At 71.0% G+C, this 22,043-nt stretch carries 18 protein-coding genes; 11 read left to right on the top strand and 7 right to left on the bottom strand.

Features of this window, described 5'->3' with window-relative positions; all coding sequences use genetic code 11:
- Positions 1–231: 231 nt before the first annotated feature.
- Positions 232–3,264 (bottom strand): TIR domain-containing protein, encoded by a 3,033-nt coding sequence (locus tag AWX74_RS12485; protein WP_165615577.1) that lies wholly within the window; start codon positions 3,262–3,264, stop codon positions 232–234.
- Positions 3,265–3,741: 477 nt separating this feature from the next.
- Between AWX74_RS12485 and AWX74_RS12480 the strand changes: the two genes are divergently transcribed.
- Positions 3,742–5,100, top strand: a complete 1,359-nt coding sequence (locus AWX74_RS12480) for a lamin tail domain-containing protein (protein WP_242666197.1) — start codon at positions 3,742–3,744, stop codon at positions 5,098–5,100.
- A 194-nt stretch (positions 5,101–5,294) separates the two neighbouring features.
- Here AWX74_RS12480 and AWX74_RS12475 read toward each other — a convergent pair whose 3' ends face one another.
- The gene (locus tag AWX74_RS12475) at positions 5,295–7,313 is read right to left on the bottom strand and encodes an MFS transporter (protein ID WP_091275367.1); all 2,019 of its coding nucleotides are present in this window, start codon (positions 7,311–7,313) and stop codon (positions 5,295–5,297) included.
- Between the two features lie 718 nt (positions 7,314–8,031).
- Positions 8,032–8,634, bottom strand: coding sequence for a TetR-type transcription factor C-terminal domain-containing protein (locus AWX74_RS12470; protein ID WP_226930988.1), 603 nt, complete (start codon positions 8,632–8,634; stop codon positions 8,032–8,034).
- 255 nt (positions 8,635–8,889) lie between these two features.
- Between AWX74_RS12470 and AWX74_RS12465 the strand changes: the two genes are divergently transcribed.
- The 4 genes from AWX74_RS12465 (at position 8,890) to AWX74_RS12450 (ending at position 12,405) form a co-directional block, all read left to right on the top strand.
- A complete protein-coding gene (locus AWX74_RS12465) occupies positions 8,890–9,396 on the top strand; it encodes a MazG-like family protein (protein ID WP_091275358.1) in 507 nt (168 codons plus the stop codon).
- A gap of 159 nt (positions 9,397–9,555) precedes the next feature.
- A complete protein-coding gene (locus AWX74_RS12460) occupies positions 9,556–10,101 on the top strand; it encodes a PaaI family thioesterase (RefSeq protein ID WP_091275352.1) in 546 nt (181 codons plus the stop codon).
- 461 nt (positions 10,102–10,562) lie between these two features.
- On the top strand, positions 10,563–11,510 hold the full coding sequence (gene ppk2, locus AWX74_RS12455) for a polyphosphate kinase 2 (RefSeq protein WP_091275350.1): 948 nt from the start codon (positions 10,563–10,565) through the stop codon (positions 11,508–11,510).
- Between the two features lie 25 nt (positions 11,511–11,535).
- Complete coding sequence (locus tag AWX74_RS12450; protein ID WP_091275346.1) at positions 11,536–12,405, top strand: YqjF family protein; 870 nt, start codon at positions 11,536–11,538, stop codon at positions 12,403–12,405.
- A gap of 42 nt (positions 12,406–12,447) precedes the next feature.
- On the opposite strand, the gene AWX74_RS12445 is transcribed toward AWX74_RS12450, so the two are convergent.
- Entirely contained in the window at positions 12,448–13,161 is a 714-nt protein-coding gene (locus AWX74_RS12445) for an O-methyltransferase (RefSeq protein WP_091275344.1), read from the bottom strand.
- A gap of 268 nt (positions 13,162–13,429) precedes the next feature.
- Between AWX74_RS12445 and hisD the strand changes: the two genes are divergently transcribed.
- The 4 genes from hisD to hisH all read left to right on the top strand — a co-directional run bounded on the left by hisD (position 13,430) and on the right by hisH (position 17,345).
- Complete coding sequence (gene hisD / locus AWX74_RS12440; protein ID WP_091275341.1) at positions 13,430–14,725, top strand: histidinol dehydrogenase; 1,296 nt, start codon at positions 13,430–13,432, stop codon at positions 14,723–14,725.
- Positions 14,722–16,080, top strand: a complete 1,359-nt coding sequence (locus AWX74_RS12435) for a histidinol-phosphate transaminase (RefSeq protein WP_091275338.1) — start codon at positions 14,722–14,724, stop codon at positions 16,078–16,080. Before hisD ends, AWX74_RS12435 begins: the two co-directional genes overlap by 4 nt.
- A 66-nt stretch (positions 16,081–16,146) precedes the next feature.
- A complete protein-coding gene (gene hisB, locus AWX74_RS12430) occupies positions 16,147–16,734 on the top strand; it encodes an imidazoleglycerol-phosphate dehydratase HisB (RefSeq protein WP_054564230.1) in 588 nt (195 codons plus the stop codon).
- Positions 16,731–17,345 carry an imidazole glycerol phosphate synthase subunit HisH gene (gene hisH / locus AWX74_RS12425; protein ID WP_091275335.1) on the top strand — a complete coding sequence of 205 codons (615 nt, stop codon included), beginning with the start codon at positions 16,731–16,733 and terminating at the stop codon, positions 17,343–17,345. Before hisB ends, hisH begins: the two co-directional genes overlap by 4 nt.
- Before the next feature lie 34 nt (positions 17,346–17,379).
- Here the strand turns inward: hisH and AWX74_RS12420 are convergent, their stop codons facing one another.
- Genes AWX74_RS12420 through AWX74_RS12410 form a run of 3 tightly spaced genes read right to left on the bottom strand, consistent with a single transcriptional unit; the run spans position 17,380 to position 20,278 of the window.
- Positions 17,380–18,414 carry an ABC transporter ATP-binding protein gene (locus AWX74_RS12420; protein ID WP_091275332.1) on the bottom strand — a complete coding sequence of 345 codons (1,035 nt, stop codon included), beginning with the start codon at positions 18,412–18,414 and terminating at the stop codon, positions 17,380–17,382.
- On the bottom strand, positions 18,411–19,262 hold the full coding sequence (locus AWX74_RS12415) for an ABC transporter permease (RefSeq protein ID WP_091275328.1): 852 nt from the start codon (positions 19,260–19,262) through the stop codon (positions 18,411–18,413). Before AWX74_RS12415 ends, AWX74_RS12420 begins: the two co-directional genes overlap by 4 nt.
- A gap of 38 nt (positions 19,263–19,300) precedes the next feature.
- Positions 19,301–20,278: an ABC transporter permease gene (locus AWX74_RS12410; RefSeq protein WP_091275325.1), complete on the bottom strand. Its 978-nt coding sequence runs from the start codon at positions 20,276–20,278 to the stop codon at positions 19,301–19,303.
- A 97-nt stretch (positions 20,279–20,375) separates the two neighbouring features.
- On the opposite strand from AWX74_RS12410, the gene priA reads away from it, so the two are divergent.
- Positions 20,376–21,128: a bifunctional 1-(5-phosphoribosyl)-5-((5-phosphoribosylamino)methylideneamino)imidazole-4-carboxamide isomerase/phosphoribosylanthranilate isomerase PriA gene (gene priA / locus AWX74_RS12405; RefSeq protein WP_091275321.1), complete on the top strand. Its 753-nt coding sequence runs from the start codon at positions 20,376–20,378 to the stop codon at positions 21,126–21,128.
- On the top strand, positions 21,125–21,889 hold the full coding sequence (gene hisF, locus AWX74_RS12400) for an imidazole glycerol phosphate synthase subunit HisF (RefSeq protein WP_006544432.1): 765 nt from the start codon (positions 21,125–21,127) through the stop codon (positions 21,887–21,889). Before priA ends, hisF begins: the two co-directional genes overlap by 4 nt.
- Positions 21,890–22,043 lie beyond the last annotated feature (154 nt).

Genomic DNA, 22,043 nt, shown 5'->3' with positions numbered 1-22,043 from the left:
GGGCAGGCCGCACGGCACGCTGGCGAAATCCTTATGCTGTGACTCTCCGTCATTCAACGGCATTCCTGCCCCCGTCGCCAGACCATGGTTCAGCATTTCTACACCTCCCAGGGCCGTGCGCGCGGCCGAGCGGCGGCAGCGGAAGCACGGTTGCTGCCAGGTGTGCTGCTTCGCCCGAAAACTCTGCCGACCATTCGCCTGGATGGCCACCGATGGCGCGGGGTGGGCCGTTCATCCTCGGGTCGACCCGAACAGGGGCTCGACCAGTTCTGTCAGATCTCGTTCGAGCGGCGGCAGCGCGGCTGCCGCGATCTTCATCATTCGCTCGGTGAGCAGCCGCATAAGGCGGAGCACGACGCTCTCGTCCTCCTGGATGAGATCCATCACCGGCAGGTCGGACCGGGTGGCGCCGCTGACGTCCAGCATCTGTACCGCCTGCGCCGGTTCGGGCGGTTCACAGGTAAGCGGGAGCCACCGAACCGGAATAATCGCCGCCGGCGGCATGCCGCCCGGCGCGGTCGCCCGCCGGATCCGTTCCTGGAAGACCGCCCATTCACGGCCGCACCAGGAGCTGCTGAAATAGTCGTCCGAGCAGAGTGCGATCATCATCGGGCTGCGGCGGACGGCTTCCTGGAGCTCCGCGCGCCAGTGCGCGCCGCCCTCCATGCTGACCCGGTCGAGGAACCCTCTGGTGTTCACCTGCCGCCTGGCGCGCCGGCCGATCTCCGTCTCGAGACGGCGGTGGAACCGCTCCACCAGATCGCTGTCACGCCGACGGGCATAGCTCAGGAAGAAATACGGAACGACTCCGTCTGCCAGGTGGCTGGCCGCCGTACTGCCCGGATCGACGAGGAAGGTGCTGTCGAGCGATCCGCTTCCGCTGTGCTGCCCCCAGCGGTGCCGGACGTTGTCGACGTGTCGACGGAACTGCCGGACCGACGGGTCGCCGGCGGCCCGTTCCTCCAGCGCCCGCGCCATGGCGTCGAGCAGCTCCGGCTCGGTCTGCGCCAGGGCGTGCCGGATGAGTGCCATCACCCGTACGGCAAGCGGCTCGTGACGAGGAAGCAGGATTCGACGCTCGATGCGCTCGGACAGCAGCGCCATCCAGGCGTCGAACGCATCCGGATCGTTGATGATCCAGACACCCATGAGCGCGGCGTGAATGCTGAAGACGTCCCGTTGGGGCACGGAGGACTGGCCGGCCTCGTCCGCCGTGGGCTGGGTGCCTTCGGTCAGGTCGATCGGCGGCGCAGACGCCGGGTGCGGCTCCGTCGGCGGCCGTCTCCTGCCGCCGGCCGGAGGCTGTGGTGTCTGCGGTGTCTGCGGAGATTCCACGGGGGGCGCGGAAAGGCTCGGCTGGGCTGCTCGGGGATCTGCTCCTGGATCGTCGACCATCATGCTCATCAGCCGGAGGTGGAGGTCGCGCGGCAGGTCGTTGTACCGCTGGGAGTCGGTCAGAAGCGCGATGCACCGCTGCAGCGATATCTCACGGCGGACAAGGTGGCCGGCCACCTCGGCGATGAGACCCGGGCGATCCCGCAGCAGGCGTGCGAGGTGGTCGGCCTCTCCCCGGTTCACCGGCGCCGTCTCCGTGAGCAGAAACACCGACTCGGCTCTGCTCAGCGGCCCGATCGCAACGGTGTTCTGAGCCCAGGAGCCGGCATTCCTGGCCACAACCAGGACGTGCGAGCCGTCCTGGGGGAAATACTCCTTGATGGAGTCGGGATCATCGGCCGCGATGAACACCAGCAGCCGCCTGGGTGTGTCGCCGGCCGGCCGGGTGGCCCCCCCTTCTTCCGGTGGGCCTCCGGCGGGTTCGAGGGATTCCTGAGATTCCTGGGATTCCGGCGACTCCTCCGCGGGTAGCCGATCGAGCTGCTCGGCGATACTCAGGTCGCCCTGGCAGGAAATCCACCAGATCACGTCGTACCGCATCCGGAACCGGTTCGAGTACTCGATCGCCACCTCGGACTCACCCAGGTCCGGCAGTGCGTCCTTCGCCACCACCGCGGCGTGTCCGTCCCGGTCGAGCAGGGCCGCGATCCGGTCCAGGTCGTCGTCCCGCCCGGTGAAGAAATCGTTCTCCACCGGTGCGTTGGACCGCGGCGGCGAGTGCGGGCCCCGGGCCGGCAGGGGCGTGGCCTGCGGCGCGGGGTGGCCAGCCCGGCCCTGGACCTGGCGCTGGACCTGGCCCTGGACCTGGCCTTGGCCCTGGACCTGGGCCAGCAGTCGCTCCAGTGCGGCTGCCGAGGCGCCCCGCAGGTCGATGGTGGACATCGAGCGCAGAGGTTCGGGCAGCGGCTCGGGATCGAGCACGACGCGCAGGATCCTGCCGCGCAGTGCTCCCTCGCCGGCGAGTAACTCCCACTGCTCCAGCTCGGTCACCGCGGCGCTCAGGTCCGCGCGGGCGACGCAGTACTCCCGGGACAGCAGGCAGATCAGCCGGTCCGCGCCGGACTGCTCGACCGCGCGCAAGGTCTCGGACAGCCGGTCGCCACGCAGCGGATTCCAGCGGATCAGGTCAACCTGATGCCCGCGTGCGCGGAGAAGGTCCCTGATCCAGTCCGCCCAGGGCTGGTTCGGCCCGACATAGCTGACCGCGACATGCACGGGGCCGGCACGGTGACCGGCCCCCGTGCCGGACGGGCCCTGGTCGGCCGGGTCGCTGGCGGGTGAGCTCGCGCTGGGAGAGCTCACGGCGGACGGATTCGGGGGCGGGAACCAGGGAGATGTCGTGCGCAGAGATGCGGCGGGCCGGGGCCCTTCCGCCGGCACCCCGAAGGCGGGCGGCAACGCTTCCGCGGCCGCGGTGGACAGGACGGGCGGCGGTGTTCGGCGGGCCGCCGCGACCAGGTCGGCGATCAGCTCCACAACCTCGAAGTAGCCGCCCTTGCCCCATTGCTGGGTCCGGATCAGCGTGTGCAGGTCGTGCGCGGCATAGGAACGGCCGAGCCTCGCCGCCACCCGTTCGGCCGGGTTGCCAGGCAGGCCATGGACCGCCGACCAGTGCGCGGACTGACCGCGTCTCCACACGAGAGGCAGCAGATGAGGGGTGTCCGCACCGCGGGTGGCCTGCGCGGGGTTGGTGGGACGTAGCCGCAGCCGTTCGGTGAATACCGCCCACTCCCGGCCGCACCAGTCGTCCTCGAAGAAATCGTCGCGGCACAGGGCGACCATGACAGGCAGGCGGGCCGCGGCGTCGATTCCGCGAACCGGCACGTCAGGGGCGCCGGGGCGTGGACGCGCATTCAGTACACCGGTCATCGAAGCGCCCTCACGGACGCGCAGTGCACGCTCGAGATCGGAGTGAAAGTGCCTGATCCAGGGGGTGTCGGCGTCGAAGGCTGAGCTCAGGAGAAAACAGTCCTTCATATCGCCCCCGTCAAGCCGGGTACCACATCCCACACTGCCGGGACCCGGGCAGGCGGCACCGCGCGTATTTCTGTCTGCATGCTAGCCCACCCGACACTCGGAAGTGCCCGGGTATATGCCGGTCTTTGATGACGGCTGGCTGACAGGTGGCTGCGCCGGGTAGGTATCCGGCTTGGCCGTCGACTGTGCCGGAGGCCACTTTTTGCTCGCGCGCGAGGTTGCCATGCGCCCGGCGGGCGTTGTTCGTATTGCGTTCAGAGGACGGTTGCCCCGTCGCGGGAGTCTCCGTCAGGAGCGCGATTCTGCTCCCTTCTGCCTTTGTCCCTGCGAGAAGGAGTGGCTGCGTTGTTCGGATCTTCCCGAGGAAGAGTGCGACTGGCTGTCGCCGGTGCCCTTGCCCTGGCGGCGCTGGGACTGTCCGGCCTGCCGGCGTCGGCCGACGGCCCGACGAGTGTGCGGATCAACGAGGTCGAGTCGAGCGGTGGTTCGCCCGGCGACTGGGTGGAGCTGGTGAACACCGGCGCCACGGCGGTGGATCTGTCCGGATGGGTGGTGAAGGACAACGACGACTCGCATGTGTTCACGATCGCGTCGGGTACGTCGCTGGCCGCCGGCGGGCGGGTGGTCGTCGATGTCGAGTCGGCCTACGGGCTGGGCAGCTCCGACTCGGTGCGGCTGTACCAGTCCGGCGGCACCACGTTGATCGACTCCTACACCTGGACGTCGCACGCGTCGACGACCTACGGGCGCTGTCCGGACGGGACGGGTTCGTTCGCCACCACACTCGCCTCGACCCGGGGCGCCACCAACTCCTGCTCCGGCTCGGCCTGGCCCGGTGACTCGGCGGTGGCGGTGGCCGACGCCACGAACGTCTTCGGATCGAACCTCAGCGGTGTGTCGTTCCAGAGCTCGAGCGTTCTGTGGGCGGTGAAGAACGGCACCGGCACGTTGTACCGCCTCGTTCCCAGCGGTTCGACCTGGATCCGTGACACGACCGGTGGCTGGTCCAGCGGCAAGGTGCTGCACTACGCGAACGGCTCCGGCGACCCGGACGCCGAAGGCGTCGTCGTGAGCCCGGATGGCGTCCTGGTGGCAACCGAACGGAACAACAGCGACGACAACGTCAGTCTGCTGAAGGTCCTGCGGTACGACGGTTCATCCACCGCGACGTCGTTGAACGCCACCGCGGAGTGGAACCTCACCGCGGACCTGCCGTCGTCGGACCCCAACAGCGGGCTGGAGTCCATCGCCTGGGTGCCGGACACCTATCTGACCGCGCACGGCTTCCGTGACGAGCACACCAACAGCACCTACAACCCGGCCAACTACGCCGGCCACGGCACCGGCCTGTACTTCGTCGGCCTCGAGTCCAACGGGACGATTTACGCCTACGCGCTCGACCAGGCCGGCGGCGGCTACACCAGGGTCGCCACCTTCGGCAGCGGCCTGGCAACGCTGATGGATCTGGAGTTCGACGCGGTGACCGGCCATCTGTGGGCCGTCTGTGACAACACCTGCGCGGGTAGGGCCACCACGTCGGACATCAACGGCCAGGGCCAGTTCGCCGTGACCGCCACTTACCAGCGGCCCACGGGGATGGGCAACTACAACAACGAGGGCTTCGCCATCTCGCCGCAGGCCTGCGCGGCCGGCCGCAGGCCGGTCATCTGGGCCGATGACAGCAACGACGCCAGCCACGCGCTGCGCAGCGGAACCCTGACCTGCTGACCTGCTGACCTGCTGACCTGCTGATCCGCTGACCTGCTTGATCTGCTGACCTGCCGGATCTGCTGTCCTGAGCTGGTTCCGCCTCTCGGGTCCTGGACTCGGGACCCGAGAGGCGGGAGGCGGGAGGACGCCGAGGGTCACCCGTGACGGCGGGGGGCGGCACCGTCACGTGGTGATCGTCGGACCGCCCGCCGCTACGGAGCGGGCTGGCTGCCCGCAGTGGGTTCCGGCGATCCGCCGGAGGTTGCCGTGGCCGCGGCGGCCGACCTGGCCTGCTGCAGGGCGGCCATCTCACGCTCGACCATCGCCTCGTGCACCCGCTCGTCCTCGCGGGCCAGCCGAGGGCTCCACCGTCCGGTCAGCAGGAAGATGAACGGGACGAACACGATCTGGCCCGCGACGCACACCCACCACCAGTTCTGCCACTGGCCCGGGTTGTCCTTCTGCGCGTCGGCGACCTCCGTGCCGTGGGCGCTGAGGTAGGCGAGGTCGTCCGGTGGGATCGCGGCCTCGGCGGAGGTCAGGACGGCGCCGTACTTCTGCACGAGGGCGAGATCGGCCTTGACGTCGGGGTCGCCCAGCCTGGTGAGCAGCTCGACCGCCGTCGGCTGCGGGACGCCGAGCTCCTTGACGATGTCGGCGAGGGCCGCGCCGATCGCGGTGCCGTCGGGCGGGTCCTGCTGCAACGCCTTCAGCGTGTCCGGGTCGATCGCCTGCGCGGTGGCGAGCTCCCGGGACCGCTCCCGCACGGCTGTCGACACCGCCGCTGCCTCGGTGGCGGTGGCACCCTGCTCGGCCGCGACCTGGCCGAGCGCCCTGGACAGCGCCGCCGTGTCCTCGGGGTTCCTGGCCAGTGCGGCCGAGGTCGCCGGGTCGATCGCGGAGAGAACCGCGACCTCCCTGGGATGCGACGTGACGATGTGCTCGACGCGGGTCCCCTTGTCGACGAGGACGGAGGTGGCGGGCAGCGCGAACGTGAAGAGGATCAGGGCGACGCTGACGACGACGCGCAGGATCCAGCCCCAGATGGCGAGACCGGTGGCGGTCGCCGCGGGGCTGTGCTTCTCGACGGTCTCGGTGAAGGCCGCCATCCAGGCCACGTACGCGATTCCGCTGCCGGCGGCGCTGAGCACGAAATAGAAGGCGATCGCGTAGTAGCCGGTGTCGGGGTCGGTCGTCGACAACGCGAACAGAATGTTTCCGACGACGCTGATCGCCATGCCGACGACCATGAAGGGCTTGCGGACCCGGAAGTGGTCCGACAACGCTCCGGCGACGACCAGGGCGATCGCGTTGGAGATCCAGTACCAGTTGGCCACCGCGTTCGCCCGCGCCTCGGAGTACCCGTGGACGGTGGCGAAGTAGACGACGGCGAAGCCGACCAGAATGTAATAGAGCAGCAGGAACGTGCTGATCGCGAAGGCGGGTCCGATCACGTTGGGCTTCAGCACCCGTCGCCAGGACCCGGCGGACGCCTGTTCGGGGTCGATGCCCGCGGCCCGGGCCTCGATCAGCGCGCGGTCGCGCATGCTGACCATGAGCTGGTCACGCAGCGCCGGTGCCAGCTCCCGAAGCCCGACCAGGGCGACCACGAACATCACCAGACCGACCACGCCGCAGACGTAGAACTGGAAGCGCCAGTCGGGATGCTCGTCCAGGGTGTTGCTCGACACGCTGGTGACCGTGAGGCTGCCCAGCACCGGGCCCAGGGTCCAGAAGCCCATGGCGAGGCCCCGCCCGACCTGCGGTGAGAAGTCCCGGACCAGTGCCGGAGTGGCCACCAGCACGATTCCCTCGACGAAGCACAGCACTGAGTACATGACGGTGAAGCCGGCCTTGCCGGGTGCGTTCGGCAGCCCCAGCAGGGCGATCAGGGCCACCGCGAGCACGCCGACCACGACGAGGTTGGCCCGGCCCCAGCGGTCGGTGAGACCGGCGAAAAGCGATGCGAAGGCGCCGATCGCATTGCCGATGACGCTGACGAAGACGAAGGCCGTGAACGAGAAGTGGTAATGCTCGATGATCTGCGTCGCGACCGCGCCCTGGGTGTACAACGCGTAGTAGAGAAAAACGGCCACGAGGACGGTGATCGCGAGATAGAGGCCGCGGGGTCCATTGGCGGGGTAGTGGGCGAGCTGGCGTAACCAGAGCCTGCGGATGCCATTTCGATCCGGGCTGCGGGTGTCGGCCGGCGGATCGATCGTCAGACTCAAATGACTGTCCTCCGCGGTCGTCGGTCGGGGCCGAGGCGAGACGCTCGCTCGGCGCGACAGGCGGCGCGCGACCGGCGGGCGATGTGGCGTGCGCCACAGCTAGGCACGGTAAGCGACGGGACGGCAACTAAGCAAGCGATTAGTCAGTACCAGGTTCCCGGACTGTGAAGGCGAACCTGTGACCTGCACCGACGCTCCGGGTACCCGTAGCGCCTGCAGCGCCTGCAGCGCCCGGAACCTGGGCGGGGCGAGTCCGAAGAGTGGGTGGGCGCCGTTCCGGAGCCGGCCGCGAGGTCACGCAGATCAGGATCGACGATCAAGGTGAACGCGGTTTGAGGCCGCCGGGGGCAGGCGAACCCGGGCTGCCCGGCAAGGGCGGCGAGGGCCGCAACTCGACGCCGCGGCTCGAAAATCTGAGGATTCTGGTCGTGCCGGCGACCACGATCCTCAGGATTTGCCGGGCAGCGGCGGCGGGCCGGAACCGCAGCTCGAGGCATGGCTCGAGGATCTGATGGTTTTCGTCGTTCCTGCGACCAGAATCCTCAGATCCTGCCCGGCGGCAGCGGCAGTCCGAAGCTCGGAACCGTGCTACAGGCTCCCGGCGACAGAAATTCTCGTTTCTCCGTGCCTGCCGGCCGCTCCGTGGCCGCTTCGCCGCTTTTGGTGCGCGTTTTCACCGGTCCGCGGCCGCCGTCAACGCGCCTCCTGCGGATCTCGCCTAAGGAAGAGCTGCGCCGACCATCCGCAGCGACAGCTCGGCGTACCGGCGGCCGATCTCCGCCGGGGTCCACGAGCCGTCGTCCCGGTACCAGCGGCCGATGTCGATGGCGAGGGAGACCAGCGCGGTCGCCGTCATCGCCGGATCGGGTGCGACGAACACCTTCGCGGCGACACCCCGCTGCACGATTCCGCCGATCTCCGCGGCGATCTCCCGCCGAATGGCGTGAATCTCCTCCCGATGCTCCGAGCTCAGTGCGGCGAGCTCGTAGTTGACCACCCGGGCGGTGGTGTGATCGCGAGCATGCGACTCGGCGAAGGTCTGGGCCACTCTGCGCAGTTGCTCGACCGGGTCATCCGAGTGGGCGAGCGCCGCGCGCAGCCTCGCGAGCGTCCGTTGGTGCCCGGTCAACGAGATGAGGTAAAGCAGTTCTTCCTTCGATTTGTGATGGACGTACAGGGCTGCCGAACTCATTCCCGCCGCCGCCGCGATGTCGCGGGTGGTGGTGCCGTGAAAACCTTTTGTCGCGAACGCGTCGAGGGCGGCCGCGAGAAGGCGCGCGCGGGTCGCGTCGGCGCGCGAAGCCTCCGGGATCCGAGTCAAGGCGTGTCCGTTCTCGCCCGCGGCCATGGCGAGTGCCCGGCGCGCGGAGCATCAGGTAGGTATGCGGGCCGTTGCCGCATCGGTCGGGGCGGGCCGCCTGATCGGCCACGCTCACCGGGCACGCCCTCGGGCGGCCAGGCTCGATGTGGCCCTCGACCGCCCCCGCTCCCGCGAGACGGTCTCCTGCTCCTGTCCTCCACACTATCCGGGCGCGGGCAGATGTGGATCCGTCCCGCTCGTCAGGACACGGCCGCTGTGTTCCCGGCCGGTACCTTCACGCTGGTGGATGTGCTTCCGAACAGTCCCGCACCGTCCGAGACCGCTGCGCTTTCGGAGGCCGCTGCGCCGCCGGAGACCGCCGTGTCGCCGGAGCCGACGCCGCCCACGGTGCTGCCGGAGGCAGCCGTGCCATCGGAGCCGATGCTGCCCACGGCCGCGATCGACGCCGCCGTGCGGGCGCTCGACCTGAACGATCGAAGAATGGCGATCGGTCCCGACGAGGGCCTCGCGCTGCGGGTGGTCAAGGTGGCCGAGGAGTGCGGCGAGGCGAGCGCGGCGCTGATCGGCCTGCGTGGACAGAACCCGCGCAAGAGCCGCGGTTCGGAGCAGGAGCTGATCGACGAGCTCCTCGACGTGGCGCTTTCCGCGCTGGTCGCCGCCGCGTCGACAACCGGTGACTGGGCGGCCCGGTTCACGGCCCATGTCGAGGCGAGGACGGCCCGGCTGATCGCGGCCGTGGGGGAGCGGTATCCCGGCGAGTGAGCGGCGCGCGCGATCGGCGGGTGTTGCGGTGCGCGGCGATCGGATCGAGGTGCGTGGCAGTCGGCCGCCGGTGGTCGGCCGCCGGTGGTCGGTGGGCAGGCGGCTGGGCGCGTCGCGCGGGCGGAACTCGTCGCAGGTGGGCGACATAGGCTCCGGCCCATGTCATCTTCGGAGCCGGCGGCCGCCGGGAACGACCCGGCCCAGCACTGGGGCGACCAGCGGCACAAGACCGTCACCTGGTACGACCCGGCCCCCAGCGCGGCCCTGGGCCTGACCATGTCCGGCCTGGAGTTCCTGCGCGCCATGATGGACGGCACGGTCCCACCGCCGCCGATCTCCCAGGTGTTCGACTTCCGGCCGGTCTCGGCGGACGTCGGTGATGTCGTCTTCACCTGCGAGCCGGACGAGTCCGCGTACAACCCGATCGGACTGGTGCACGGCGGCCTCGTCTGCACGCTCCTCGACACGGCGGCTGCCTGCGCGGTGCACACGACCCTGGCCGCCGGCACCGCCTACACCTCGCTTGAGATCAAGGTCAACTATGTTCGCCCGGTCCAGATCGTGCCGAGCGGGACGAACACGCTGACCGCCCATGGCTGGGTGACCCGCCCCGGCCGTCGGGCCGCGTTCGCGGAGGCGGACGTCCGTGACGCCGCCGGGCGCGTGGTGGCCACCGCGAGCAGCACCTGCCTCGTCATGGGCTAACGCCCGGGACGGCCGCTGTTGCCGCCGGGCAGGAGCTGAGGATTCTGGTCGTTTTGGTGCCCGTAGCAGAATCCAGAGACGCGGCGGATCCGGACCACCGGCATGGGCTTGGCGGAGCCGCGCTGACGGAAGGCGAACCCTACCCGCACCGCCAAGCGGCGGCGACAGTTCATCCCAAGAGGGGCAAAAGGGGCGCAAATTCGCCTGGCGGCCCGCAAGGATGAAGGATTTTGGTCATCGCAACAACCAAAATCCTTCACCCTTGCGACGCGACAAGCAGGGTCGCCGGGGCCCCGGAGCCGCGCCGGGCGACAGCCGTTCCGCGCTGGCGCGGTCGCCCGGGAACCTGTCAGGCGGGACGTGTGGGGCAGGTGAACAGGCGTTGAAATCCCAGCTTGGCGTGCCATGCGGGGGCGGGCCGATGATGGGATCGGGGCTGATGAGCCCTACCGGAGGCTGCCATGAGCGAGACGACCGCAGGAACATCCGACGTGCGGCTGGTTGTTGGTTCACTTCCCTTCACGCCACCCACCGAGTACCTCGGCACGGACGTCCGCTCACTGACAGTGGTCGAGGATGACGCGGACGACGCGACTCTGTTCCGTGCGGACGGCACGTCCATCGACACCTGGCGGGAGAACTACCCGTACACGCACCGGCTTTCCCGTGACGCCTACGAGCGGGAGAAGCGGCTGCTGCAGATCGAGCTGCTCAAGCTCCAGTACTGGGTGAAGGACACCGGCCAGAAGGTCGTCCTGCTTTTCGAGGGCCGGGACGCCGCCGGCAAGGGCGGCACCATCAAGCGGTTCACCGAGCACCTGAACCCGCGTGGGGCCCGGGTCGTGGCGCTGGAGAAACCGACCGAGACCGAGCGTGGGTCCTGGTACTTCCAGCGGTACATCGAGCATCTGCCGACCGCCGGCGAGATCGTGATGTTCGACCGCTCCTGGTACAACCGGGCCGGCGTCGAGCGGGTCATGGGCTTCTGCACGGAAGCCCAGTACCACGAGTTCCTCGGCCAGGCGCCCGCGCTCGAGGAGATGCTCATCGAAAGCGGCATCCACCTCATCAAGCTGTGGTTCTCGGTCTCACGCAGCGAGCAGCAGACGCGGTTCCTGATCCGTCAGATCGACCCGGTGCGGCAGTGGAAGCTCAGCCCCGTCGATCTCGCGGCACTGGACCGGTGGGACGACTACACCAAGGCCAAGGAAGCCATGTTCGTCCACACGGACAGCAAGAAGGCGCCCTGGACCGTCATCAAGAGCAACGACAAGAAACGGGCCCGGCTGGAGGCCATGCGCCACGTCCTGTCGCAGCTGGAGTACGCCGGCCGGGACGAGTCGGTCATCGGGCAGCCGGACCCGCGAATCGTCGTCTCCGCGACGGAACTGCTGAAATCCGGCGAATAGTCGGCCGGCAGGCCACGATGGTCGCATGTACCTGGACCAGTCGGGCCTGGCCGGCGGCGGTGACGCCGTGGCTCGCCCCGCCGCTCGTCCCACGGTGGGGCCGGTGTGCCCGTTCGCCGTCGAGCGCCCGGCTTCGATCCAGCGCTGGGAGCAGCTGACCTTCCTGCACTGGCCGTTCGAGCCCGAGGTGGTGCGCCGCCGGCTGCCGCCGGAGCTGACCGTGGACACCTTCGACGGCCGGGCCTGGGTCAGCCTGGTGCCGTTCGCCATGCGGGTGGCGACCGGCCGCGGGTGGTCGTTGCCGTGGATGTCCACGTTCCCGGAGACGAACGTCCGCACCTATGTGGTCGATCGGCGGGGTCGTCGCGGGGTCTGGTTCTTCTCCCTGGACGCCGCCAGGCTCCCTGCGGTCCTGATGGCGCGCGGGGGTTTCCGGCTTCCCTACCTGTGGTCCGCCATGCGGGTCGTCCGCACCGGGGAAGGCTGGTCGGGCCCGCGTCGCACGCTCGGCCGGGACGGGATCGACCGGGACGAGATCGGCCGCGACGAGATCGGTCGGGACGAGATCCTCTACCGGACGCGGCGTCGCTGGCCGGGGCCGCGGGGGGCGTCCAGCCGGGTGCGGGTCCGGATCGGCGCCGCGTATCAGGCCGGCGAGCTCAGCCCGTTGGATCACTTTCTCACCGCCCGCTGGCGCCTCTACAGCTCGACCGGGTCGAGCCATCGGACGGTGCCGGCCTGCCACGAGCCCTGGCCGCTCCATCGGGCGGATCCCGTGGAGCTCGACGACGGGCTGCTGCGCGCGGCCGGGTTCACCCCGCCGGTGGTCGAGCCGCTGATGCACTACTCGCCCGGTGTGCAGGTGCGGATCGGCCGCCCGGAACGGTACCTGTGACCGCTCCCGGCCAGCCCGCCCGGTGGGAGTCGGTCGGTGGGCCTACGGCAGCTTGCGGGCGAGGGTCAGCCCGTCGGCGACGGGCAGCATGACGACCTGGACCCGCCGGTCACGGGCGAGAGCCTCGTTGAAGGCCCGCATGGCGACGACGTTCGGGCTGGCCTCGGTCTCGGCTCCGTCCTCGGCGAGCACCTGCCCGGACTGCAGGACGTTGTCCACGATGATCAGGCCGTTCGGGTTCAGCCGGGGCAGCAGCAGCTCGAGGTAGGCCTGGTACGCCTCCTTGTCGGCGTCGATGAAGGCGAGATCGAAGGTGGGCCGCGCGGGCAGCTGCGCCAGCGACTCGGCTGCCGGGCCGAGGCGGAGCTCCACCCGGTCGCTCACCCCGGCCCGCTCCCAGTAGCGCCGGGCGATGGACGTCCACTCGTCGCTGACGTCCAGGCACAGCAGCCGGCCGCCGGGCGGCAGGGCGCGGGCCACGCACAGTGAGGAGTAGCCGGTGAAGGTCCCGATCTCGATGGCGCGGGACGGCGCGATCGCCGCGGTCAGGATCGTCAGCAGGGCGCCCTGATCGGCGGGGATCTGCATCCCGGCGGCGCCGCCCAGGGCCGCGGTCTCGGCCGTGAGGTCCGCGAGGATGTCGTCGGTCGGTGACCCGTGGGTGACGAGGTACCGATACAGCTGCGGGGGCAGGAAACCGGACTTGCCGTGGAAGGAGTGCCCGTCGGCGGGCGGGATGTCCGAACGGGAGGTCACGCGTCGAGGCTATCGAAGTGGCTCGGCGTCCGGCCGCCCGCGCGGTTGCCGGCCGCGGCAGGCAGCGGCACGCAGCGGTAGGCAGCGGTGGGCGGCGGTGGGCGGCGGTGGGCGGCAACCACGCGACGGGCACATGGTGGATACACCACGCTGTCGGTCTGTCACTTCTCCGGAAAAGATGCCTGATCAGGGTCTTCATGTGTCACGGTGGGTATTCCCGAAGAATTCCACTGCTCCGACCGGGGGTGGGGCCGATACTCTCGGGGGCGTGCTCAGAAGGCTCGATCTGCGTTCCGTGAGACCCAGCGCCTCGGAGGTCCGCCGCCTCATCCCGCGGGCGGCCGTCGACGTCGACGTGGCGATCGAGGCGGTGCGCCCGGTCTGTGATGATGTGCGGGCCCGCGGTGACGCGGCTGTCCTCGATGCCGCCGAGCGGTTCGACCGGGTTCGGCCGGCGAGCCTGCGGGTGCCGGCCGAGGATCTCGAGGCCGCGCTGGCGGCGCTCGAGCCGGCGGTGCGTGACGCGCTGACCGAGGCGATCCGGCGGGCACGGCTGGTGCATCGGGCTCAGCTGCGCGAGCCGGTCGTCGTCGAGGTCGCCCCCGGCACGACGGTCACCGAGCGGTGGATCCCGGTGGAACGGGTCGGCCTCTACGTGCCGGGTGGCCGGGTCGCCTACCCGAGCAGCGTCGTGATGAACGTGGTGCCCGCGCAGGAGGCCGGTGTCGGTTCGCTGGCGGTGGCCTCGCCGCCCCAGGTGGACAACGACGGCCGGCCGCATCCGGTGGTGCTGGCGGCGTGTGCGCTGCTCGGCGTCGACGAGGTCTACGCGGCCGGTGGGGCACAGGCGGTCGCCATGTTCGCGCACGGCACCCAGAGCTGCCCGGCGGTCGACGTGGTCACCGGTCCCGGCAACGTGTACGTCACGGCGGCGAAGCGGCTGCTGCGAGGCGTGGTCGGCGTCGACGCGGAGGCGGGCCCGACGGAGGTCGCGATTCTCGCCGACGACTCGGCCCGGCCGGATTTCGTCGCCGCCGATCTGATCGCCCAGGCCGAGCACGACCCGATGGCGGCCTGTCTGCTGGTCACGACCTCGGTCGAGCTCGCCGACGCCGTCGATGTCGAGCTGGACAAGCAGGTTCCCCGCACCCGGCACCGCGAGCGGGTGGCGGAGGCGCTGGCCGGGCAGGGTGCGGTGGCGCTGGTCGCCGACCTCGACGCCGGGCTGGCCGTCGCCGACGCCTGGGCGGCGGAGCACCTGGAGATCCAGACGGTGGACGCGGCGGCGGTCGCCGCCCGGGTGCGCAACGCCGGGGCGATCTTCGTCGGGCCGTACGCCCCGGTTCCGCTGGGTGACTATCTGGCTGGTTCCAACCACGTCCTGCCCACGGGCGGGACGGCACGGCATTCCGGTGGTCTCGCGGTGTCCGCCTTCCAGCGGCAGGTGCACGTCGTCTCCTGCGACGCCGACGCGCTGGCCGACATCGCACCGCGGATCGCCGCGCTCGGCACCGCCGAGGATCTGACCGGGCACGTCGACGCGGTGGAGGTGCGGGCACGATGACCGAAGATTCGGTGGATGCGACGAGCGACGCCGTCGGCCCCCTCGAGGCCGACGCCCCCGCCTTCGACGGGATGCGGGTGGAGCCGATCTCCGCGCCGGCCGCGGGCCTGGGGGCCGGTCCGGGCGTGGGCCCCGGTCTCGACCGCGGATCCCGGTCGGGTGCGGCGACGTCGGGCGGACGTCCGGCGCGGCGCGTGGTCACGCTGGACGACCTGCCGCTGCGCGACGACCTGCGCGGCCTGTCGCCCTACGGCGCGCCGCAGATCGACGTCCCGGTCCGGCTGAACACGAACGAGAACCCGCATCCGCCGTCGGCCGGCCTGGTCGACGCGCTGGGGAAGGCCGCGACCCTCGCCGCGACGGAGGCGAACCGCTACCCGGACCGCGACGCCGAGGCCCTGCGCGCCGATCTCGCCTACTACCTGACCTCGGACGCCGGTTTCGGTGTGCACACCGCCCAGGTGTGGGCGGCGAACGGGTCCAACGAGATCCTCCAGCAGCTCTGCCAGGTGTTCGGCGGGCCCGGTCGGACGGCGGTCGGCTTCGAGCCGTCGTACTCGATGCACCGGCTGATCGCGCTGGCCACCGCCACCGGCTGGGTCGGGGAGCAGCGGGCGGAGGACTTCACCCTCGACGCCGAGCGGGTCGCCGGCGCGATCCACCGGCACCGGCCGGCGTTGCTGTTCCTCGCCTCGCCGAACAACCCGACCGCCACCGCCCTGGGCCTGGATGTCATCTCCGCCGCCTGCGACGCGATGGAGGAGGTGGGCTCCGGGGTGGTCGTGGTGGACGAGGCCTACGCGGAGTTCCGCCGGGCCGGCGTGCCCAGCGCCCTCACCCTGCTGCCGGATCACCCCCGCCTGGTCGTCACGCGGACGATGAGCAAGGCGTTCGCGCTGGCCGGAGCCCGGGTCGGGTACCTCGCGGCGCATCCGGCGGTCGTCGACGCCCTCGCGCTGGTCCGGCTGCCCTACCACCTGTCGTCGTTCACCCAGGCGATCGCGCGTACCGCGCTGGCGCACGCCGACGAGCTGCTCGGCACGGTCGAGGCGGTGAAGGCCCAGCGCGACCTGCTCGCGCGGGAGCTGCCGCAGCTCGGGTGCGAGGTGGCGCCGAGCGACGCGAACTTCGTGCTGTTCGGGCATTTCACCGACCAGCGGGCGGTGTGGCAGGGCCTGCTCGACGCCGGGGTGCTCGTGCGGGACGTCGGCCTCGGCGGCTGGCTGCGGGTGACGGCGGGCCTGCCCGCCGAGACGGACGCCTTCCTCGCCGCCCTGCGCGCGGTGCTCACGGGTAACCCGTCGCTGCTGCGGACCGGGCCCGCAGCGCCGGCCGGCACCAGCGTGGTCGGATAGCTCGAACAGCACCGACGCCGTCGAACACGTAGTAGACGTTCAAGACCCACGAGGGATCACACACGTATGGCGCGAACCGCTCGGATCGAGCGCAAGACCAAGGAGTCGCACGTCCTGATCGAGCTCGATCTCGACGGGACGGGCCTGGCCTCGTCCGAGACCGGCGTCCCGTTCTTCGATCACATGATGGAGCAGCTCGGCAAGCACGGCGGCTTCGACCTCACCGTGCGGACCGAGGGCGACCTGCACATCGACGCCCACCACACCGTCGAGGACACCTCGATCGCCTTCGGTGCGGCGCTGCGCGAGGCGCTCGGTGACAAGGCCGGCATCCGGCGGTTCGGGGACGCGACGGTCCCGCTCGACGAGGCGCTGGTGCAGTCGGCCGTCGATCTTTCCGGGCGGCCCTACTGCGTGCATGTCGAGCCGGAGCTGGTCGGGCTGATCGGCACCTACGACACGACGCTCACCCGGCACGTCTTCGAGTCGATCACCGCGTCGGCGCGGATCGCGCTGCACGTGCGGGTGCTGTCGGGGCGCAACGCGCACCACGTCGTCGAGGCCCAGTTCAAGTCCGTCGCCCGCGCGATGCGCGACGCCGTCGCCCTGGACGCGCGGGTCGCCGGGGTTCCCTCGACGAAGGGTGTGCTTTGACCAGCGCCCGTCCGAAGGTCGTCGTCCTCGACTACGGCTCGGGCAACCTGCGCTCGGCCGAGCGGGCGGTCGCCCGGGTCGGCGCGGAGGTGACCGTCACCGCGGATCTCGACGCGGCGCGCGCCGCCGACGGGCTCGTGGTGCCCGGGGTCGGCGCGTACGCGGCCTGCATGGCGGGCATCGAGGCGATCGGCGGCGGCGCCGTCGTGCACGAGCGGCTCGCGTCCGGCCGGCCGGTGCTGGGGATCTGCGTCGGCATGCAGATCCTCTACGAGGTCGGGGACGAGCACGGGGTGCGTACGGCGGGCCTCGGCGTGCTCGCGGGCAGCGTGGACCGGCTGTCCGCTCCGGTCCTGCCGCACATGGGCTGGAACCTGGTCGCCCCGCCGGCGGAGTCCGTCCTGTTCGCCGGTGTGGACGCGGGCACGCGTTTCTACTTCGTGCACTCCTACGCCGCTCGGCCCCAGGCGGGGGACACCGTGGCCGAGCACGGCGAGCCGTTCGCGGCCGCGGTCGAGCGTGGCCCGCTGATGGCGACCCAGTTCCACCCGGAGAAGTCCGGTGACGCCGGCGCGCATGTGCTGGAGAACTGGCTGCGCACGCTGAACTGACGCACGCTGAACTGACGCACGGCGAGCTGACCGGTCAGCGCACCGGGCTCGGCGGATGCGCCGGGTCCGGGTCCGTCCGGCTGGGCGGCACGGCCGGGAGGCGGTCGGTGGTGTAAAGGCGTGCGACGACGTCCTCGATCGCCGGTTCGCCGACGGCGAGGTCCACCAGCGGGTAGCGGGCCGCGACCGCGCTGACCAGCGGAGCCGCGCTGTCCTGGGAGCTGAACTCCAGCCACTGCCGGGCGCCGTCCACCCGCACGACCTGGGCGCCCTCGATCGTCATGGGCGGATGCGGCTCGGCGAGGTCGACCCGCAGCGTCCGGACGCCGCCGATCCGGGTGCGCAGCTCGTCCAGGGTGCCGTCGAAGCCGAGCCGGCCGTGGTCGATGACCATCACCCGTCGGCACAGCTGCTCCACGTCGGTCATGTCGTGTGTCGTGAGCAGGATCGTCGTCCCCGACTCCCGGTTGGTGCGGGCGAGGAAGGAACGTACGGCGGCCTTCGAGACGACGTCGAGGCCGATGGTCGGCTCGTCCAGGTAGACGATCTCGGGCTCGGGCAGGAAGGCGGCGGTGACGCTGCCGCGCATCCGCTGCCCGAGGGAGAGCTGGCGGACCGGTGTGTCGATGAAGGAGGCGAGATCGAGAAGCTCGATGAACTCGTCGAGGTTCCGGCGGTATCGCGCCGGAGGGATTCGATAGATCCGTTGGATGAGGTCGAAGCTGTCGCGGAGTGGTAGATCCGACCACAGCGCCGACCGCTGCCCGAACACGACACCGATGCGCCGCGCGAGGCGCAGCCGCTGCCGGGACGGGTCCAGCCCGGCGACCCGCATCCGCCCCGCGGACGGGGTGAGGATCCCGACCAGCATCTTGATGGTGGTGCTCTTGCCGGCGCCGTTCGGCCCGAGGTACCCGACCATCTCCCCGGCCCGCACGCTGAACGACAGGTCGCGGACCGCGTGGACGTCGCTGCGTTCCCGCCGCATCCACCCCGTCCTCCGCCGCAGCACGAACGTACGGGTGACCTCGCTGACGTCGATCACGGAAGCATCGGATGACAGGATCAACCACCCTCCCCGCGGTAGTGACGGATCCCGGCGCTCCACGCGATCCCGGCGGCCAGGCAGCTGGCCAGCGCGACCAGCGGCGAGAGGAAGCCGGTGAAGCCCGGCAGGCCGAACGGGTCGGGCCGGCCGAGTACGAACAGCGCGGGCTGCCAGTTCACGAAGGCGACCGGGAAGACGAACGTCAGCAGCATCGCCATCCGGCGGCCGTAGATCGTCAGCGGGTACTGGGTCGCCAGCGCCGAGCCCTGGCGGACCGCCGCGATCGCGACGCTGGCATCCGGGGCGACGAACAGGACGGCGGCCACCCCCACCGCGAGGCTGATACTGATCACCGTTCCGCAGAGGACCATCATCGGAAGGATCGCGACCCGTCCGGGGCTCCAGTCCACCGGGAGCGCGGCGAGGCTCACCGCGAACACGGCGGCGGGCTGCGCGAGACGCCCCAGCCGCTGGGCCGAGAAGTCCATCGTCGCGCTCTGCACGAGCACGCTGACCGGCCTGGTGAGCGTCGCGTCCATCCTTCCGTCCTTGATCTGCCAGCCGAGCTGGTCAAGCGGGCCCACCAGGGCCTCGGCGAGGGCGAAGGGCAGGGCGGAGGACCCGTAGAGGAACGCGACCTCGGACAGCGCGAACCCGTCGAGGTCGGGGAGGTGGGCGAAGATGATGCCGATCGTGGCCAGGTCCAGCGCGGCGCCCGCCATCTCCACGAGCGTGTACATCACCAGCGAGACGCGGTACTGCGCCGCCGACCGGAACGCCGCGCGGACGAGGAGCAGGTAGAGCGCGGCCTCGTCGCGCACCAGACCGAGCCGCCCGCCGCCGGCGGCGCTGCGAGCGCCACCGGACATCCGTCCCGCATCGTTGGCCATCGGTTCCGCGCCGCTCGTCAACCGTTCTGCACCACCAGACGCCGGATCGCCCGGGATGTCAGCGCCTGCCCGGCCAGCAGCAGCACGAGGGCCCAGGCGGCCTGGAAGGCCAGTGCGCGGACCGGGCCGTCGTCCGCGGTGCCCAGGTAGAGGTCCATCGGGGTCTGGATGACGGCGCCGAAGGGCAGCAGGCCGGCGATGGTGCCGAGCGCGCCCGGGAACAGGACGAGCGGCAGGACCGCCCCGGAGAAGAACATCATCACCAGCGCCGAGACCGCCTGCACGCCGCGGAAGTCGGTCATCCAGAACGCGCTGAGCGCGACCAGATAGCGCAGGCCGAAGCTCACCAGCAGCGCCAGCCCCAGGCTCACGGCGAAGGCGGCCGCCGCACCGGCTGTGCGCGGCAGCCGCAGGTCGAACAGGAGCACCCCGACGATCGCCGCCGGCAGGGCGCGGCTGGCCAGGTACACGGCCGCCCGCCCCACCTCGAGCCCGAGGTACCAGCGTTGGAAGCCCAGCGGCCGGACCAGGTCGACCTCGATGCTGCCGTTCCGGACCCGCCAGGGGATGTCGATCATTCCGCCGAAGACGGCGAAGGTCGTCACCAGGGACTGCCCGAGCACGGTGAAGGTGACCGCCGCGGTGCTGTCGTAGCCGGCGAGGCCCGGGCGGTGCGTCCACACGGCCAGCGCCAGGTGCCCGCGCAGCACGGTGAGCACGATGTTCGACACGATCGACGCCAGGATCGCCGCCCGGTAGCTGACCAGCCGGCGTGCGGAGGCGGACGAGATCGCGCCCCACATCCGCGCCGACTCCCACGCGCTGCCGAGCCTGCCGGAACTGCCGGGACTGGCCAGGCTGCCGACCAGCCGCGTCGGGAGGGGCGATTCGGCGGGTGCCGCCGCTGCCGCCGCCGCTGTCGCCGGCTCCGCGGACGCCGGCAGCGTCGCCAGATTCGCCTGTGCCGGTGGGGGATTCACCCGGTCGGGAATCATCGTTGCAAACCTAGAATGCCGGCCGCGGGTGCGGAGACGTTTTGCGTGAGCCCGTGTGGTCTGCGCCAGGTGGGGCCGCGACCCGTAGGGTGGGCGCGTGACGTTGACGCTGCTACCCGCGGTGGACGTGGCTGACGGCCTGGCCGTCCGTCTGGTCCAGGGCGAGGCCGGATCCGAGACCTCCTATGGCGACCCCCGTGAGGCGGCGCTGACCTGGCAGCGTGACGGCGCCGAGTGGATCCATCTGGTCGATCTCGACGCGGCCTTCGGTCGTGGCTCCAACCGGGAGCTGATCGCCGAGGTCGTGCGCTCCGTCGACGTCGCCGTCGAGCTCTCCGGCGGCATCCGCGACGACGAGTCCCTCGACGCCGCGCTGGCGACCGGGGCGACCCGGGTCAACATCGGCACCGCCGCGCTGGAGAACCCGGACTGGGTCCGCGCGGCGATCGACCGCGTCGGCGACCGGATCGCGGTCGGCCTGGACGTCCGCGGAACCACCCTCGCCGCCCGCGGCTGGACGCGTGACGGCGGCGAGCTCTACGAGGTTCTCGCCCGCCTCGACGCCGACGGGTGCGCCCGTTACGTCCTCACCGACGTCCGCCGGGACGGAACGCTGACCGGTCCGAACGTCGAGCTGCTGCGGGCCGTGACGGCCGCGACGAAGCGGCCGGTGGTCGCCAGCGGCGGGGTCTCCTCCCTGGACGATCTGCGTGCCATCGCCGCGGTGCCCGGTGTCGAGGGCGCCATCATCGGCAAGGCGCTCTACGCCGGCGCGTTCACCCTGCCCGAGGCCCTGTCCGTCGCGGCGGGCGCGGGTGCGGCGGCGGGGACGGCACCGGGCTCGCCGTGACGGTCGCGGTCCGGGTGATCCCCTGCCTCGACGTCGACGGCGGCAGGGTTGTTAAAGGTGTGAACTTCACCGACCTGCGCGACGCCGGTGACCCGGTCGAGATGGCCCGGCTCTACGACGCCGAGGGCGCCGACGAGCTCACCTTCCTGGACATCACCGCGTCCAGCGGCAACCGGGAGACCACGTACGACATCGTCCGGCGCACCGCCGAGCAGGTCTTCATCCCGCTCACCGTCGGCGGGGGAGTGCGTGCGGTCGACGACGTCGACCGGCTGCTGCGGGCCGGCGCCGACAAGGTCGGCATCAACACGGCCGCGGTGGCGCGCCCGGAGCTGGTCCGCGAGTGCGCGCTGCGGTTCGGCAGCCAGTGCATCGTGCTCTCCGTCGACGCGCGCCGCTCCCGTGAGCCGGGTGGCCCGCTGTTCGAGGTGACGACGCACGGCGGGCGTCGCGGTACCGGCATCGACGCGGTCGAATGGGCGGCGCGCGCCGTCGAGCTGGGCGCCGGCGAGATCCTGCTGAACTCGATGGACGCCGACGGCACGCAGGACGGCTACGACCTGAAGATGATCAGTGCGGTGCGGGCGGCGGTGGACGTCCCCGTGATCGCCAGCGGCGGGGCCGGTCGGCTCGACCACTTCGCCCCCGCCGTCGCGGCCGGAGCCGACGCGGTGCTCGCGGCCAGCGTCTTCCACTTCGGGCGGATGCGGATCTCCGAGGTGAAGAAGGAGCTGCGCGACGCGGACATCCCGGTGCGCTGACGCGCCGCCGGGCGAGCGCGGCGCTGTGGGGGAGCACCGCGCGAACGTTGACGGAACTTCGGCTGTCCAGCTGAGGTCAGCTCACCCATGACGGTGTGAAACACCCCCGCGGCAGGCCAGGATGGCGGCGCGCCGGAGAACCGCGGGGGCGTCC

It is taken from the genome of Parafrankia irregularis (genome assembly GCF_001536285.1).
GTDB classification, from domain to species: domain Bacteria; phylum Actinomycetota; class Actinomycetes; order Frankiales; family Frankiaceae; genus Parafrankia; species Parafrankia irregularis.
The sequence above is the reverse complement of the archived record's forward strand: the minus strand, read 5'-3'. Positions and strand labels throughout refer to the sequence as shown.